The sequence below is a fragment of the Acinetobacter silvestris genome (genome assembly GCF_002135235.1).
GTDB classification, from domain to species: Bacteria; Pseudomonadota; Gammaproteobacteria; order Pseudomonadales; family Moraxellaceae; genus Acinetobacter; species Acinetobacter silvestris.
The window spans coordinates 219348-236513 of the sequence record NZ_NEGB01000003.1 but is presented as its reverse complement, the minus strand read 5'-3'; the positions used below and the strand labels follow the sequence as shown (position 1 = coordinate 236513).

The window sequence follows — 17166 nt, the reverse complement described above, 5'->3', positions numbered from 1 at the left end:
TTTAATCCTAATTAAGCAAATACAGTCATTAAGTGCTTACGATATTCAGCGTCATATAAGGCAACATCAGGGGCTTTAATGACGTCATTCACAATGAATGTCGCTAAACTTTGCATACCTAAAAATTGATTGGCCTTATGAAAAGGTAAATACACACCATCTACACCAATGCCATTAAAAAATTGATTTTTATCAGTAAAAGCATCCATGGGTGCATTCCACGTTAGCGATAACATATAAGTTTTATCGTGAATTAAACCGCCAGAACCATATTTTTTTGCCCCATCTGTACGAGACCGACCATCACTGGCATAAAGCGTTCCATGCCCTTCTGTAAAAATATCATCGATATACTTTTTAACAGTCCAAGGAGCACCCATCCACCAACCTGGCATTTGGTAGATAATCGTGTCTGCCCATACATATTTTTGTATTTCTTGCTGAATATCATAATCACTATCGGCGCGTGTTATTTGTACTTGGTGTCCAAGCTCAGACAATACATCGTGAGCCAAGTTAGTTAAGCTATCATTTAACTCACCATTGGAGTGTGCAAATTGTTTAGCGCCATTGATAATAAGGATGTTACTCATGATTTAACCAAAGATTATTGAATTACAGTCAATATAATCAGAATAACTCTTGAGAAAAAGTCAAAATACTGCAAAACATTATTGCTAAACAATCAATAATGAGCATTATGGACATCAATTATACTGTCCATTTTAAGCCCATACTGCAATGAAAATAGCTTCTTGAAAGAAGCTATTTTATAACCACAAACATAAAATTAAGGAATTAAACCTTCATCTCGCATCGCAATTTGTACAGACTGGCGACCGGCGACTTTATTACGCAATGCAATCACATTTTTAAATGGTGATAAATCATGATTAATCGAATTAGACCAATTGGTAAGTACAAATAAATAGGCATCGGCAGGACCAAAGTGATCATTCACTAAATAATCATAATCCGACTCTTGTAGATAATTATCTGTATATTCTAAAATTTTATTGATTGTTGCATAACCACGTTCTTTTTCTTCTGGCGATAAAGCTGGTCCAAAAAATACGGAATAAGCATCATGTAATTCCGAATTCAGATAACCTAACCATTCCAATACTTTGGCACGACCTAAGCCCGATGGTGGAATTAAATCTTGTTTTGGATCATGTTGTGCAAGGAATGGTAAGATTGCCACATTTTCAGTCAACATTAAACCCGGATTAATCTCCAAAGCAGGCACATAACCCTTAGGGTTAATCGTAAAATAGTCTGTGCCTTTTTCTGTTTTATGCGTTTTTAAATCAACACGTTCTAAGTCAAAATCGACATTAATTTCATTTAAAATAATATGTGCGGCAAGTGAACATGCACCTGGAGAATAATATAATTTCATAATTGATCCTTGTTATTCAACTCTTAATGTTTTAGAACGCTTCGAGACATCTTGCAAGTTTTTGAATCGATTAAATTGCAAGAAAGCGTAAAAAATTTGACACTTTAAATATTCAGGAAAAGCCGCTCTTTTTCAAGCTGAATTATATTATTTCTAACCAATAAAAAATAATCGGGTGAGATGTTTAGTAAAACAGTTAAAGTCAAAAAATTTGACAAACAGGCAAATGAGCATGAAGCTCATGTTGCTATATTAGGCAGGCTACGCACCTCAGTGACACCTTAAACTTAACAAAGATAAAGCAGCCTTATCTTTTAAATACTTGTGCAATAAAGCAATTAATATGGCAAATTATAAACCATCTCAATATCGGTAACATTTATATGATAAGTAACGAGTTAAAACTACCAGTTCCCGTCATTATTGTAGAAGATGAGCCGCTTATTCAAATCCGACTTAAACAAATTTTATTTGATATCGGCTATAAACCTGAAGACTTATATTTTGCACAAAGCAAGGCATTAGCAAATAAATTACTCTCTGAACATTCTGTATCTTTTGCATTAGTTGACTTAGGACTGCCCGATGGTAATGGTATAGAGGTTATAGAAACCTTAAAAAGCCAGAATCCAACCATAGCAATATTGGTGATCTCCGCATGGAGTACTGAAGATTCTATTTTAAATGCATTAGCCTCAGGTGCGACAGGTTATATTTTAAAGGAACGAGATGATATTGAAGTGGCCTTGTCGATACGTAGTGTATTACGCGGGGGAATTCCCATTGATCCGTTTATTGCACAAAAAATTCTAAAAAAATTCCAATTTAATGAAAAAACTCCACCTATTCAGAATAAAGAAGAAATCAAACCGCAACATGAAAATGACTTACTCTCTGCACGAGAACATGAGGTTTTAACTTTAGTTGCACAAGGATTAAGCAATAAAGAGATTGCCACTCACATTAGCCTTTCACGTTATACAGTTGAATCTCATATTAAAAATATTTATCGAAAACTGGCTGTATGTACAAGAACCAAAGCAATAGATACTGCAAGAAACTTAGGTTTTTTAGATGGCTGAATTTAATTCAAAATACACATCATCAACTTGAATTCATCAATGTCAAGCAACAAGAATGTATCCGATTCCATGATTTACATAACGGATTAAGCAACGCTATTGTTCGCTCTAATATCATCATAGAATCAAGTACCACACATCAGCACCTCATTGCTTGGACATTAGCAGCAACTCATGTGAGAAATCTCTAATAGTTATTAAAAGCTTTAATTAGATTGATTTTTATACACAACATCCCGACAAATAATTGATGATCGTTTCAGTTGGAATTGCTTTGTTAAATTTAGAGAGATTCTCATACTAAAAGATAAAAAAGTTTGACTTGATTGGCTGAGGTCTTACAATACCGTTTTTGAATTTTTACATTTGCCAAGGTTATGTCAAACGATCAATTAGATTCGCAAGTTGTAGAATTAGACAATTTGCAAGAGCACCGTGAAATTGTGACTTTTATGCGCCGTTCTTCACCGCTAAATACGTCACAACGTAGTGCACTTGAACAACATCGTGATTTAATTTTGGAATATCCTGTTGGTGACTTACGTCAGCAGTTTGAACACCCTGAACGTCCTTTGACTGTTGAAATTGGTTTTGGTATGGGTCGTTCATTGGTACTCATGGCCAAAGCAAATCCTGAACGTAACTATGTCGGTATTGAAGTTCATATTCCAGGTATTGCACAATGTGCTTATGAAGCAGGTATGGCAGAAGTCAAAAATCTACGCCTTTTAGATGCGGATGCGATTCAAGTATTGCGTGAAATGCCTGACAACAGTATTAATGCCATTCAATTATATTTCCCTGATCCTTGGCAGAAAAAACGTCATTTTAAACGTCGTTTCGTTTCACATGACCGTATGCCATTGGTTGAACAAAAACTGGAAATGGGCGGTACATTCCACTCAGCCACAGATTGGGAACCATATGCAGAATGGATGTTGGATGTTTTAGATAATCGTCCAAATCTTGAAAATATGGCAGGTAAAGGTAATAACTACCCTCGCCCAGATTGGCGTCCACAAACTAAATTTGAACGTCGTGGCTTAGAAGAAGGTCATAAAATTAATGACTTCTTATTTAAGAAAATTCATTAATTTATTAAATAAAAACATAAAAAACAGAGCAATTAAGCTCTGTTTTTTATGTTTCGATGAGCAACTTTAGAATTAAAATACGTTCCTAATCTCAACTGTTGGATCATAGTCATCTAAACGCTTGGCCAATATATGTAAATTCCGTGTCGGTACAGCAGGAAAAAGATGATGTTCAACATGATAAAACATGTTGTAAGTGACCACGCGTTTGAACTCATTTCGCACGGTACGTGCCATATAAATATGATCTTCAGTATCATGATGTACCGTCCAAACTGCAAAAAATGCCGTCATACATTGCCCAATCAGCATTGCAACCACATGATATTTCAGTAAAGTTATATCGAATATGGTAAATACAAGAATAAGCCCTATCACATTCGTTAGTAACTCAGCACTCATCCATTTCCGTTGAATCATAGTACCTACCTCAAAGGCTTTTTTATGCAACATCAAAGGAAAAAATGGCCCAAATAAAAAAGCTTGCCACCATTTCATTTTGGCACTTTTTGCTTCTATATCTTCATCTTGCATGCAATGTTGATGATGTCTAAGATGATTAATTTGCACCGCATGCATTGAACCGAGCATCAATATACTCAGAAGAAACATCACCCAATGTGTCTGTTGGCGACCAATCCCTAACGCAAAATGAAAAGCATTATGAACTTGTCTTAAACCTGTTAAGAAAAACATAAAAGAACAGAATAATGCGATTGGATACCACTGCTGAAATGCACAAATAAAGGAAAGAATGAGCCATGGTAAAGACAGCAATAATTCATTGACCACATCAAATAAATTTAATTTGACCAAATCTTTCCATTCAACATTTTGTAATAAGTGACTATGCTGATTCATTTTTATATATTTTTTTATTAACTTAAATCAAAATATAAGTTTTAGAACCTTAAGTTGCAAGTTTATTTTTTGATCATTACAACTCAACTGATTCTAATCCCTTTTAGCTCAGATATTTTATCTAATAATTTAAGTTAAAACATCAAATCTATTCGGATTCATGCCTTTGTATAATGCCTTGACTCAACAGCGCATAGACCTGTTTTAAATCATCTCGCCCCGAACCCGACAACATCTGCTGATGCATGTCTAAAATATTTAAGTCTTTCCTAACTGCAGGTCCTGTTTGTACCCTCTTTGGATCACTCTGGGTCGCTTTATTTGCCGTTTCTAATATCAGTGGGTAAAGCAAACCAAAATCAACCTGTTGAGCGTCCACCACCTGTTTTGCCATATCATAACAATAATTGCTAAAGTTACAGGCAAATACGGCAGCCAAATGCAAACTGAGCCGTTGTTCGGATGAATATAAATACACGTGATTACTTAGGCTATTTGCAAGATCAGTTAACCGTCGCAAATCATCAACCTCTATTGCTTCTATAAATAATGGCGTGTTTGACCAGTCTATGTCTCGCTCTAAACTAAAGGTTTGCAAGGGATAGAAAACACCTGACTTTGGGTGATATTGTGTCAGCAACTCTAAACTTGTACTACCTGACGTATGCACAATTAGAGTGTCTTTTAAATAAATCGAAAGCTGTTCAATCACTTTAGCAATCGCTTGATCACTCACAGCAATAATCATTAAGTCAATATTTTGATCAATCTGTTGATATTGATTAACCGCCTGAGCCTGTACTTTTTGAGCAAGTATTTGAGCATGCTCTATTTGTTGACTATAAATCTGTACAATCTCATGTGAGATCGATAAAACGTGGGCTAAATGTGTTGCAACTCGTCCTGAACCAATAAAACTAATACGCATTTCAATAGACTAAATAAAATAATTCACGACAGCATGCCAATAAAAAAAGGACGAATCAATTCGTCCTTTTCAGTTTTTTCAAAAATTAATTAAAAACATTATTTAAATAAACAATACGTTCAGTGGTTTTTTGATTAAAGCACTTGGTGTATTGCATTTCCTGATTTTGAGCTCTTAAAGCATCATCCCAATAATTTGATTGTTTTTGATAAGTTTCTTTTTCATTATCAGAAAGTTGACCTACAGATTTTTGAGAGATCACCTTACAATCAACGTCACGCTTTTCAAACCATTCAGACTGATCTTGTTGCAATTGTGCTTTCTGCTCATCCGTAAAACGATCCCAAGTTTGATTTAAGCGATCAACCTGTTTAGCTTTTTCCTCATCTAACTCTTTCTTACGGATATTCATGGCCTTTTGAGCCAATTCAGTTTGCTCCGCATTTTCTATATCATATTTTTCACTTTGTTCTTGGTTACTCTTATTTAGTTTTACATAAGCTTCATATTGCACAGCGGTTACAGCCACTAAAACAACCCCGTCAATCACGGCATTTTGATTTTGTACATTTAAGCTCAAACCTTCTTTGTCTGTTTTAATAATATTATAATTAAATGCCCCTTTTAAAGTGTCATTGTCTAGAGTCAACTTATACTCATTTGTTTCGAGACGATCACGAAGTGTAGACTTTCCTTCACATTCTTCACAGGGCTGTTCTAAAAATGCATTTTCTGCTCTTTTTTGTAATCCTTTTGGAAAACTTACAGTTAATTGACTTTCACACTCTAACTGCGTAGCTGCTTTAGGATCTGCTGTTATCGTTCGAATATTTTTGATCTCAAATTTTAAACCATTATTAATTTTACTTAAAAGCTCTTGATCTGCTTCATAATAGCTCGAATTTCGTAAATCTTTATCAATTTGCTTTAAATATTCATCTTTTAAATATTGTTGAATTTGACTGATATTTGCTTGATTGGTACAGCTCCACTCATCCACCTCAGTTGCTTTTACTTCCTCTTTTTTAGGTTTAAAAAAATCACAACCTGACATCAGCAACGTACCTGATAATGCTGTAATTAATACTAACTTATTCATTCTCTAGAACCTTATTGTCTTTGTTTTATATATATTTAAAAAAAATTACTTTTGCAGGGTGATAGCATGCATAAAAAAACCTCGGAAATCGAGGTTTTTTTATGTTTCATTTAAATTTTTTATTAAATATCCTTATCTAAGGGTTAATGTGTGGTCGTTGTTTCAGTGTTTACCACCTCAAACTCAATACGACGGTTTTTAAATTGCCCTTCTTTGGTAGAGTTATCTGCAATTGGGTTTTCTTGCCCCAAACCGATGACTGTCAGTTGGTCTACGTTAACACCTTGTTGCGTTAAATAATTGGCTACAGATTGTGCACGTTTGTGTGATAACGCTTTATTTGACTCTGGTTTTCCAACATTATCTGTAAAGCCTTTCACCAATAATTTAGCTTGAGGAAGTTGTTTTAGTAAACTCGCTGCTTTATCTAAAATTGCTTTATTTTCAGCAGGAATTTCAGAAGAACCTGTAGCGAAGTTAATGACTTGAAGATTTAGCGCTGCAACAATATCGTTGGCATTCGCTTGATCAGGCTGAATACTGGCTAGTGCCTGACCTGCCTGAGCATTGCCCTTAGCTACAGAATTAGATGCATCTGCTGACTGACTTGCAACAACTTGCATATTGGGTACCAATACTTTTAATTCTTCAGCCAATTTCTGAGCTTGAGCTAGATCTGGTGCTTGAACTGTCAATTGATTACCAACCCAAACCAAAGAAACATTTGGGATTCCTTTAATTTTAGCAAAAACCTTTTCCATGGCTTGTTGATCAGTTAATTCTCCTGCAAATTGTTGATCAGCACTCGCATGACAAATCTCCGCTTGGCCAAATATAGAAGAAAGCTGTGATTTAATCTGATCTAACAATGCCTGACTGCCAACCAAAGCTTGGCAATTTTCCACTTTACCATCTACGCCAGTGGCAATATGCAGTTCGGCAGGTTGTAAGGCGGCCATAGTAGATGACGATGATGTACTCTCAGTCATCATCCCTGCCGTTGGAGTGGATGGTTTATGACTACATTGTTTAAAAAGTAAAGCGGCTATAGCCGCCAATATTAATAACGCGATAATTGGTAATAAAAAGCCAGATTTTTTATGTGTAGCTGCTGGTGTTGCTTGCCGTATGGCTGAAGCTGCTGTACCCACAGAGGCTAAACCTACTGTCCCGACAATTGATTTCGCCCAAGGTGGTAGTAAGCCTGTAAATGAATCAGCATTCTGCTCTAATAACTGTAGAATATCTTGCTTCTTATCGCTACCAGCTAAATCTTGTAATACCCCCAAAGTAGGAGCAATGGATTGATTTAAGGTTGCTTCCAACTCATGTTGTGGTAAACCTAAATTAATTGCCTGTAATAAATGATCTTTAGCTGCAAAATTACTATGAAAAATATCGACTAGACGCGGATTCAGACTATTTTGTAAAGTTGAGATTAAATCTGGGCGTGCTTTAAGTAATGAAAGGAAAAATGGATAAAATGTCGTCAAGACATTTCCTTTTTCAGTGATGTGACTAGTTGTGTCCTTTAAAACAATCGGAGTGACTTTTTCTTTTAAAATATTGATCAAATCCATAAAATGCTCCTTTTTTTTAAAATTGGTTTTTACATTTCACGCTCACCATTTTAAAGACTTCTTCAACCTACAAATATTGTATTTATGTTTACTTTTCAATCAAAATAAGTTTTTAATCTTTAAATTAAAAAAGCCAGCCGAAGCTGACTCTTAAGCCATAAAGACCGACTTAAACTAAAAAGGTTTTTACGACTTTACCTTTAATTGTTTGTCCGATTAAAGGTGTGTTTTTACCTTGGGAAATAATACTCTGTTTTGATACAGTCCATTCCAGCTCAGGATCAACTAAAGCCCATCCAGCTTCTTTCTCCCAACGCTGTGCCATATTCGCAACTTGAGCCGGCGCAATTGTTACTTTTTCAACCCATTGTAATGGCTCAAATAAACCTTCATTAATCAATTGAATACCAAATGACACATAGGTATCAAAAGCAGTAATACCTGATTGAGTTTCTGCAAATGGCGCTAATTTAGCTGAACTACTTAAAGGTTCATGATGCGTACAAATCGCATCAATGACACCATCTTTTAAACCCTGACGAAGTAAGTCTTTATCTCGCTCTGAACGCAATGGTGGACGGACATGTGCTAAAGAATTAAAGCCATCAATTAAACTGTCCGTTAAATGCAACTGGTGCATTGCCACATCAGCAGTCACAGGTAGACCTTTCGCTTTAGCCATTTTAATCAGCTCTACCGATGCACCACATGATAACAATCCAAAATGTGCACGTACACCGGTTGCTTCAATCATGAGCAAATATTTTGCAATCGCAACCGTTTCTGCTAAAACCGGAATCATTGGCAAACCTTGACGTGATGCAATAAAACCTTCATGGACGCAACCATCTTTTGCAATTTGATGTTCCTCGGCATAAAACACCACAGTCATATCTAGACCAGCTGCATATTCTAAGGTACGAATGACCACATCATCATTTTCAAAAGGTGCATTGGCATTGGTGACTGCTGTACACCCCCCTTTTTTTAGGCTCGCCATATTGGCTGGTTGTTTACCATTTAAGCCTTGGGTTTGCGCACCAATCACTTGTAAATGGATCCCACCATCCAACATCGCTTTTTCAACTAAACCATGAATCAAAGCACCATTGTCTTGAACAATCGGTTGTGAATCTGGTGGTGTGAAAAGATGCAAGATACCATTTTCACGTGCAGCATTACCTTCCGATTTAAGCGTTCCATGCTGCTGTTGACCTGGTTCGCGTAAACGAGCACACAAATCCACCATGGTCGGTATCAACCACTTACCTTGCCCATCAATCGTTTCTATAACTAAATCGGTTGCGGCAACCAATTTACCTTTTTCAATATAAACGGTTTGTACATAATCAAGCTTTTTAATGGGGTCTAAGACACGTACATTTTCAATTTTAATAATACTCATGTGACTAACCCTTATCCCGCAATCGCATCTAACAAACCTTTTTCTTGTAGTTGACCTTGCATTGCAAGTGCCAACACAGCCATACGTACCGCAATACCATTGGTGACTTGCTGTAAAATGACCGCTTGTGGCCCATCTGCAATACTGGAATCAATTTCCACGCCACGATTCATTGGGCCAGGATGCATGACAATACAATCCGGCTTTGCCAAAGCTAAACGTTCTTTATTTAAGCCATACATTTTATAAAATTCAGCTTGAGAAGACAGCGCGGGTGAATCAATACGCTCATTCTGAATACGTAAAGTCATAATGACATCGCAATCCTGAATACCCGCATTCATTTTATTGAATAAACGAACGTCTTCCCCATATTCATCAAAACCAAATGGCAATAACGTATTCGGAGCAATCACGCGAATATCTTTACAGCCCAAAGTTTGTAAAGCAGCAATATCCGAACGTGCTACACGAGAATGTTTAATATCCCCAATAATAGCGACACTCATATCTTCAAATTTTTTATTGGTTTCACGGCGAATAGTCAACATATCCAACATCGCTTGAGTTGGGTGTGCATGCCGCCCGTCGCCTGCATTAATAATCGCAATTTTTGGACAAACGGTCTCTGCAATAAAATGTGCTGCGCCTGAAGATGAATGACGAACCACAAAAATATCAGCTGCCATGGCTTCAAGATTCCACAACGTGTCGCGTAATGTTTCACCTTTTGACGTACTTGAACGTGCAATATCAATATTCAGTACATTCGCCGACAGTCGTTTTGCTGCTGCTTCAAAGGTGGTACGCGTCCGTGTTGAATTCTCAAAAAAAAGATTCATCACTGTACGACCTTCAAGAAGCGGGGTCGTAATCAGCTGGTTTTGATCGTTAAAAAAAGAATTGGCTGTATCTAGAATTTTTGTCAGGGTTGCTTTAGAAAGCCCTTCGATGGTGAGAAAATGTTTTAAATGACCATCTTGATTAAGTTGAATCTGACTCGGAGTATGCAATGCCGCCAAGTGCATGAGAGATTCCTGAGAGGTTAAGTTGACATATTATACAGACATTTTAGCGACTTTAGCAGTTGAAGTTTTAATCACTCAAAAGAGTATTTACTTAAATCAACCATATAGTCCATATATTTTCAAACATTTAGCTTTACCTTAAATCCATTTATTTTATCGGGCTGCGTTCACAACTACACCATTTTTAGCATAGGCTCTAAATAAAAGTGCTATTTAGAGCCTACATATTATCGCAATGCACCAATATAGTGATGTGAAATCTGGGCTTGATAAACCTCATCGATTATTTCGGTCTGCTCTGCTATGGGGTGTATAACGGTGCCTTGCTGCACTAAAGCATCCGATGTTTTAGATTGAGATTCAACTTCTTGTTCTATTAAAGCCTGCATTCTAGATGCCAGCCGTTTCAACTCATCATCCTCTGTCGCAATAGCAAAAGCAATTACATAGCATGCGTAATCTTTATCTTGAACCACATACATCACATCAATAATTCGACCAAACATACGTCGAAGTCTTGCATACATTAAGGTTGCAATTGAAAAGGCTTCACCTTGTGCCTCAAAACTTTGATTAAATTCACTCTGCATGTCTTTCCCCTTGTTTAACTCAGTTAAAGTTCGATCAATACAGAATTAATCGACTGTTTTTTAATTATTTTTATTTAGCAAAATCCATACCACTTTTAATTTAATTGTTTTGATTGAAACTGATTTTTCTTAATAAACTTAGAAACCGCCAAAGTTAAAGACAAAAGTCGATTTAAAAATGATGATTCACATTGTTGATTAGAATATTTATATAGACTAAAGCGAATGGCATCAAAATAAATAACACAAAGAATACGGTATATATTTTCAACACATTAAAAGCATGCCAAATCAATTTTATAAACAGCAAAGATAAAAAATACATTCATGTCTTTTATTCGATGAGTTTTCGTCAGTAAAATACGTTAAAATAGCAGATTGCTTTATTGTCTTTGGAAATGTTCATGAATTCGAAACCACGTCTTTCTACATATTGGGTCACCTGTGCGGATGGACTAGAAACCTTACTTCAAGAAGAAATTGAAGGTTTAGGGGTTCAAAACATTGAACGTTTTCCGGGTCGATTAATTTTCAAAGGTACATTAGAACAAGCTTACCGCGTGTGTATGTGGTCACGCCTTGCCTCTCGTGTACTCACTCCGATTCATACCCATGAATTAGAATTCACTCATGATGCACGTGATGTTGCCGAAGAATTATACGAAGGCGCCAATAGCTTCGATTGGTCACTCATCTTCGCACCACAGAGCACCTTTGCCGTTCGTTTGCATGTTGAACGTGAAATTAAGGTCAATAGTCAATTCGCCACTTTACGTGTGAAAGACGGTGTCGTTGATGCCTTTATGGAAGCAGTGGGCAAACGTCCAAGTATTGATATTAAACAACCTGAAATTACACTATATGTATTAGCAGGTAAAACAGAACATACCTATTGCTTAGATTTATCTGGGGATTCTTTACATAAACGTGGCTACCGTCACTATATGACCGATGCACCGATTAAAGAAAATCTTGCAGCGGCGATTCTATACAAAGCTAAACTTAAAGAACGTAATCCAGATATTATTTTAGATCCAATGTGTGGTTCTGGTACATTTATCATTGAAGCATTAATGATGTTGACCGACCGCGCACCTGGTTTCGTGCGTCGTTTCGGTTTTAATGGCTGGAATGGACATGACCATGAATTATGGATGTCCATTAAAGCTGAAGCAGCAGAACGCCATCAAAAAGCCTTAGAAGATGATTTACCACAATTCTATGCCTATGATGCAGATTGGGAAGCAGTAAAAGCGACTAAACATAATATTATTGCTGCCGGTTTTGAAGATCAATTGGATTCAATTCGTATTGAAGAACGTACATTAGCAGATTGGCCTGATTTCCAAACTGAAGGTAAAACTTCATTTATCGTGACTAACCCGCCTTATGGTGAGCGTCTAGGTGAAAAAGCATCAAACCGTTCTTTATATTTGGGTTTATCTGCTTTATTACAGAAAAACTTTCCAAATCAATATGCTGCTGTAATTGCTGCTGCTGTTGAACAAGCCGATGTTTTAGCATTCAACAATCCACAACTATTACGTTTAATGAATGGTAAGCTCCCTATTTATATTCGTTTTGGTGATATTAAACCTGCAACAGTCATGCATCCTTTCCTAGAAACTTGGCAGCCGCAACAATTTGAAGCGATTGAAGGTGCAGAAGACTTTACCAATCGTTTGCAAAAGAATATGCAAACTTTGAAAAAATGGGCAGTAAAAGAAGGTATTTATTGCTTACGTTTATATGATGCCGATTTACCTGATTTTAATGTTGCAGTCGATTTATACGGCGATCGTTTACACGTACAAGAATACGCACCACCTAAAATCATTGATCCTGAAAAAGCCAAGAAACGCTTTAACTTAGCACTTGCATCAATTCGTGCCGTGACTGGTTTAGGTCGTGATGCGATCTTTATCAAAACACGTGCACGCCAAGAAGGTAAAACTCAATACGCCAAACAAAGTACTGCTTCTAAGCGTTTTATTGTACAAGAAGGCAAAGCAAAATTTTTAGTCAATTTAACTGACTATTTAGATACAGGTCTATTCCTTGACCACCGTCAAATGCGTTTACGTATTGCTGCTGAAGCCAAAGGTAAACATTTCTTAAATCTGTATAGCTATACCTCTACTGCAAGCGTACATGCTGCTTTAGGCGGCGCTGCAAGTACGACCAGTGTCGATCTTTCCAATACCTATTTAAATTGGTCTAAAGAAAACTTTGTACTGAATGGCTTAACCGTCGATCATCCAGACCAACAACACCAATTCTTTGCAGGTGATTGTTTTGAATGGCTAAAAGAAGGTCACGAACAATATGATCTTATCTTTATCGATCCACCAACATTCTCTAACTCGAAAAAATTCCACGGTACTTTTGATGTACAACGTGACCATAACTCGTTATTAAAACGAGCAATGAATCGTTTGACCACTGCAGGAACTTTATATTTTTCAAATAACTATCGTGGTTTTGAAATGGATGAAGAAGTTCAAGCGATGTTTAATGTTGAGGAAATCACCAGTGAAACGATTGGTCTAGACTTCAAACGTAATACTAAAATTCATAAAGCTTGGAAAATCACTCATCATCCAGTGTAATTTTTAAACTTTAGTGAGTGTCACGACTGACATAGATGGTAATTTTATCTTCAGTCGTGACTCTTACCATATTATTTTTTGCACTCACGCCATATTCAACTGTTCGATATTTAGCCGGGATAAAAGCTTGTTTCTCGTCCAATCCCGTGGTGATATTCTCTTCAATCTTTTGTAACTGATAATCTGTCAACACACTACTGTCAATCATATTTTCTTGTTGATCATCTGTGCGCTGTTGTGCAATTTTGTCATAAAGTATTTGTTGACTTTCAGCTGATAAATCAACACTTTCTTTTAAAGCAGTGATCACTGTCGGTGTCAATGTTTCTAAATGGATACTTTCCTGAGCCAACGATGCATCATCCAAAGAGGCTACTGCAAAACTTGGTACAATGCCCCAAACAACGCCTGATAACACTAAAGCAGTAAAAACAACGTGCTTATATTTCTTGGTTTTAATTCTCATAACCCCTAATCCATTTTTATTATTCCTGTTCAACGCTAACAACTTTCCATGTCAACTGCAATATCAAGAACAATCTTCCCGATAATAGGTATGTTATTTAAAACTATATATTTTTCTGTTATTTATAATAAAAAATCAAATCTACATTAGGCTTCACCATCTATTGCATCTATTAAACATATTCCCCCTGCTTAAACTCACAATCTTGGATTTATTTAAAAACATACCATTTAAAACCAATATCATTAATTCAAAATCATTTAATTCACCTGAGTAAACTCAGGTACACCTGTAACCTGAATAAAAAAACCCAGCCAAAGCTGGGTTTTTTTATGGACAACGCAAAATTAACTAAGTTTCAACTTATCAAAGCTAAGATGCCCATTTTCAGCACCAATTAAAATGGTATCACCTAAAATAAAATCACCTGCTAAAATTTTCTGAGCAAGCGGATTCTCAACTTGTTGCTGAATAGCACGTTTTAATGGACGCGCACCATACAGCGGGTCAAAGCCAGCTTCAATCAACAAATCAAAAGCAGCATCATCCACTTTCAAGCCAATGTCGCGGTCATTCAAGCGAGAACGTAAACGATCCAATTGAATATCCGCAATGCCACGAATTTGTGATTTTTTCAATGAGTGGAAAACCACCAGCTCATCAATACGATTAATAAACTCCGGACGGAAATGCTGTGAAACAGCATTCATAACCACCGTACGCACTTCATCATCAGTTGCACCATCACCCAGCTCACGAACGTCTTGTGAACCAAGGTTGGATGTCATGACAATCACCGTATTTTTAAAATCAATCACTCGGCCTTGTGAATCCGTTAAACGACCATCATCCAACACTTGAAGTAAGATGTTAAATACATCTGGATGCGCCTTCTCAACCTCATCAAACAACACCACACTATAGGGTTTACGACGTACAGCTTCAGTTAAAACACCGCCTTCTTCATAACCCACATAACCTGGAGGTGCTCCCACTAAACGGCTGACAGAGTGCTTCTCCATGAATTCACTCATATCAATACGAATCATGGCATCATCACTATCAAACAAGAAGTTTGCGAGTGCTTTTGTCAACTCTGTTTTACCGACACCTGTTGGCCCAAGGAACAAGAATGAACCACTTGGACGGTTTGGATCCGACAAGCCTGCCCGTGAACGGCGTACTGCATTAGATACCGCTACTACAGCCTCATCTTGCCCAACCACACGGTTATGTAAGAAGCCTTCCATATTTAAAAGCTTTTCACGTTCACCTTGCAGCATTTTCGATACAGGAATTCCTGTTGCTGCACTCACCACTTCAGCAATTTCATTTTCAGTCACTTTAGTTCGAATGAGTTTTGGCTCTTCATTCACTTCTGCAACTTCTTCTTCAGCCAAGCGTTTTTGCAATTCTGGAATAACACCATATTGCAAGCGACTCGCTTCTGCCAAATCACCTTCACGCTGTGCTTTATCAAATGCAGTACGTGCTTTGTCCAACTCAACTTGCGCTTGATTCGTGCCTTCCACTAAGGTTTTTTCAGCACGCCAAACTTCTTCCAGATTGTTATACTCTCGCTGAACTTCTTCGATTTGTTTTTCCAAGTTTTCAACTTCAATTTTACTGACGGAATCAGCATCTTTTTTCACAGCTTCCAATTGCATTTTCAATTGAATTAAGCGTCGATCTAAACGATCCAATGGCTCTGGTTTAGAGTCAATTTCCATTTTGATCCGTGAAGCGGCCTCATCAATCAAATCAATTGCTTTGTCTGGTAACTGACGATCTGTAATATAACGATGCGACATTTTTGCCGCAGCAATAATTGCTGAATCGAGAATTTGCACACCATGATGAGTGGCATATTTCTCTTTCAAACCACGTAAAATCGCAATGGTGTCTTCTACACTTGGCTCATCTACCAAAACTTTTTGGAAACGGCGTTCTAAAGCTGCGTCTTTTTCAATATATTGACGATACTCATCTAACGTGGTTGCACCTACGCAACGTAATTCACCACGTGCTAGAGCAGGCTTTAACATATTGCCTGCATCCATTGCACCATCACCCTTACCTGCACCGACCAAGGTATGCAATTCATCGATAAAGAGGATGATTTCACCTTCATATTTTGCAAGGTCTTTCAATAATGCTTTTAAACGCTCTTCGAACTCACCGCGATATTTTGCACCCGCAAGCAACGAGCCTAAATCCAAAGATAATACGCGTTTACCTTTGAGACTTTCTGGTACTTCACCATTAACAATACGTTGCGCCAAGCCTTCTACAATTGCAGTTTTACCTACACCTGGCTCACCAATGAGTACTGGATTATTTTTAGTACGACGCGATAAAACCTGTATGGTACGACGAATTTCTTCATCACGACCAATCACAGGATCTAATTTACCTGACATTGCACGTTCAGTTAAATCAAGGGTGTATTTATTTAGAGAGTCTCGTTGGTCTTCATGGTTATTTGCCATAACTTTGTCACCACCTCGAATATTTTCAATTGCTTTACGTAGCCTATCCGTTGTCACGCCTACGCTATTTAATAATGTTTTAGTTGTACCAGTTTCTGCTAAAGCAAGAATGACCCAATCCGTAGATAAAAATTCATCCCCTGCCTTTTGTGCATAGCTATCTGCTAAATTCAAAGCACGTACAGCTTCAGGGTTTAAATTAATATCGCCCGTTGGATGTGCAATCGTTGCTGCATCATTTAATGCTTGTTGTAACTTGGTTTGCAGATCACGTAAGTTCGCACCCGCCTGCTGTAACAAGCTAATATTAGATGGCTCATCCAATAGTGCAGAGAGAATATGAATACCTTCAATTGCGGTATTGTCTTTACCCATCGCTAAAGATTGGGCATCTGATAACGCTTGTTGTAAGCGATTTGTAAATTTTTCAAAACGCATTCTTATTTTTCCTCACAACAAATTTTCAAGTTAATGGATATATGGGAATGGTTTCATTTTTTTCAACACAAAAGACTAAAAATATTTTATTTATC

Annotated in this window: 14 protein-coding genes; 3 read left to right on the top strand and 11 right to left on the bottom strand. The window is 37.1% G+C overall.

The window, feature by feature from the left end:
- Positions 1–11: 11 nt before the first annotated feature.
- Positions 12–593, bottom strand: coding sequence for an NAD(P)H-dependent oxidoreductase (locus B9T28_RS07285; RefSeq protein ID WP_086203333.1), 582 nt, complete (start codon positions 591–593; stop codon positions 12–14).
- A gap of 197 nt (positions 594–790) precedes the next feature.
- Complete coding sequence (locus B9T28_RS07280) at positions 791–1402, bottom strand: glutathione binding-like protein (RefSeq protein ID WP_086203332.1); 612 nt, start codon at positions 1400–1402, stop codon at positions 791–793.
- Between the two features lie 383 nt (positions 1403–1785).
- On the opposite strand from B9T28_RS07280, the gene B9T28_RS07275 reads away from it, so the two are divergent.
- Both B9T28_RS07275 and trmB read left to right on the top strand, forming a co-directional pair.
- Positions 1786–2484, top strand: a complete 699-nt coding sequence (locus B9T28_RS07275) for a response regulator transcription factor (RefSeq protein ID WP_086203331.1) — start codon at positions 1786–1788, stop codon at positions 2482–2484.
- A gap of 377 nt (positions 2485–2861) precedes the next feature.
- Positions 2862–3578 carry a tRNA (guanosine(46)-N7)-methyltransferase TrmB gene (gene trmB / locus B9T28_RS07270; protein WP_086203330.1) on the top strand — a complete coding sequence of 239 codons (717 nt, stop codon included), beginning with the start codon at positions 2862–2864 and terminating at the stop codon, positions 3576–3578.
- A 72-nt stretch (positions 3579–3650) separates the two neighbouring features.
- Here the strand turns inward: trmB and B9T28_RS07265 are convergent, their stop codons facing one another.
- The 7 genes from B9T28_RS07265 to B9T28_RS07235 form a co-directional block, all read right to left on the bottom strand.
- The gene (locus B9T28_RS07265; RefSeq protein ID WP_086203329.1) at positions 3651–4439 is read right to left on the bottom strand and encodes a fatty acid desaturase family protein; all 789 of its coding nucleotides are present in this window, start codon (positions 4437–4439) and stop codon (positions 3651–3653) included.
- Between the two features lie 148 nt (positions 4440–4587).
- Complete coding sequence (locus tag B9T28_RS07260; protein ID WP_086203328.1) at positions 4588–5367, bottom strand: Rossmann-like and DUF2520 domain-containing protein; 780 nt, start codon at positions 5365–5367, stop codon at positions 4588–4590.
- A gap of 85 nt (positions 5368–5452) precedes the next feature.
- Positions 5453–6466 (bottom strand): hypothetical protein, encoded by a 1014-nt coding sequence (locus B9T28_RS07255; protein WP_086203327.1) that lies wholly within the window; start codon positions 6464–6466, stop codon positions 5453–5455.
- Between the two features lie 143 nt (positions 6467–6609).
- On the bottom strand, positions 6610–8046 hold the full coding sequence (locus B9T28_RS07250) for an OmpA family protein (protein WP_086203326.1): 1437 nt from the start codon (positions 8044–8046) through the stop codon (positions 6610–6612).
- Positions 8047–8215: 169 nt separating this feature from the next.
- Complete coding sequence (locus B9T28_RS07245; protein WP_086203325.1) at positions 8216–9451, bottom strand: dihydroorotase; 1236 nt, start codon at positions 9449–9451, stop codon at positions 8216–8218.
- An 11-nt stretch (positions 9452–9462) separates the two neighbouring features.
- Complete coding sequence (locus B9T28_RS07240) at positions 9463–10479, bottom strand: aspartate carbamoyltransferase catalytic subunit (protein WP_086203324.1); 1017 nt, start codon at positions 10477–10479, stop codon at positions 9463–9465.
- A 227-nt stretch (positions 10480–10706) separates the two neighbouring features.
- Complete coding sequence (locus B9T28_RS07235) at positions 10707–11069, bottom strand: hypothetical protein (protein ID WP_086203323.1); 363 nt, start codon at positions 11067–11069, stop codon at positions 10707–10709.
- A gap of 404 nt (positions 11070–11473) precedes the next feature.
- On the opposite strand from B9T28_RS07235, the gene rlmKL reads away from it, so the two are divergent.
- Positions 11474–13678, top strand: coding sequence for a bifunctional 23S rRNA (guanine(2069)-N(7))-methyltransferase RlmK/23S rRNA (guanine(2445)-N(2))-methyltransferase RlmL (rlmKL, locus tag B9T28_RS07230; RefSeq protein ID WP_086203322.1), 2205 nt, complete (start codon positions 11474–11476; stop codon positions 13676–13678).
- Between the two features lie 10 nt (positions 13679–13688).
- Here rlmKL and B9T28_RS07225 read toward each other — a convergent pair whose 3' ends face one another.
- Together B9T28_RS07225 and clpB are read right to left on the bottom strand one after the other, a co-directional pair.
- Positions 13689–14144, bottom strand: a complete 456-nt coding sequence (locus tag B9T28_RS07225; protein WP_086203321.1) for a hypothetical protein — start codon at positions 14142–14144, stop codon at positions 13689–13691.
- Between the two features lie 347 nt (positions 14145–14491).
- Entirely contained in the window at positions 14492–17071 is a 2580-nt protein-coding gene (clpB, locus tag B9T28_RS07220) for an ATP-dependent chaperone ClpB (RefSeq protein ID WP_086203320.1), read from the bottom strand.
- Between the last annotated feature and the right edge of the window lie 95 nt (positions 17072–17166).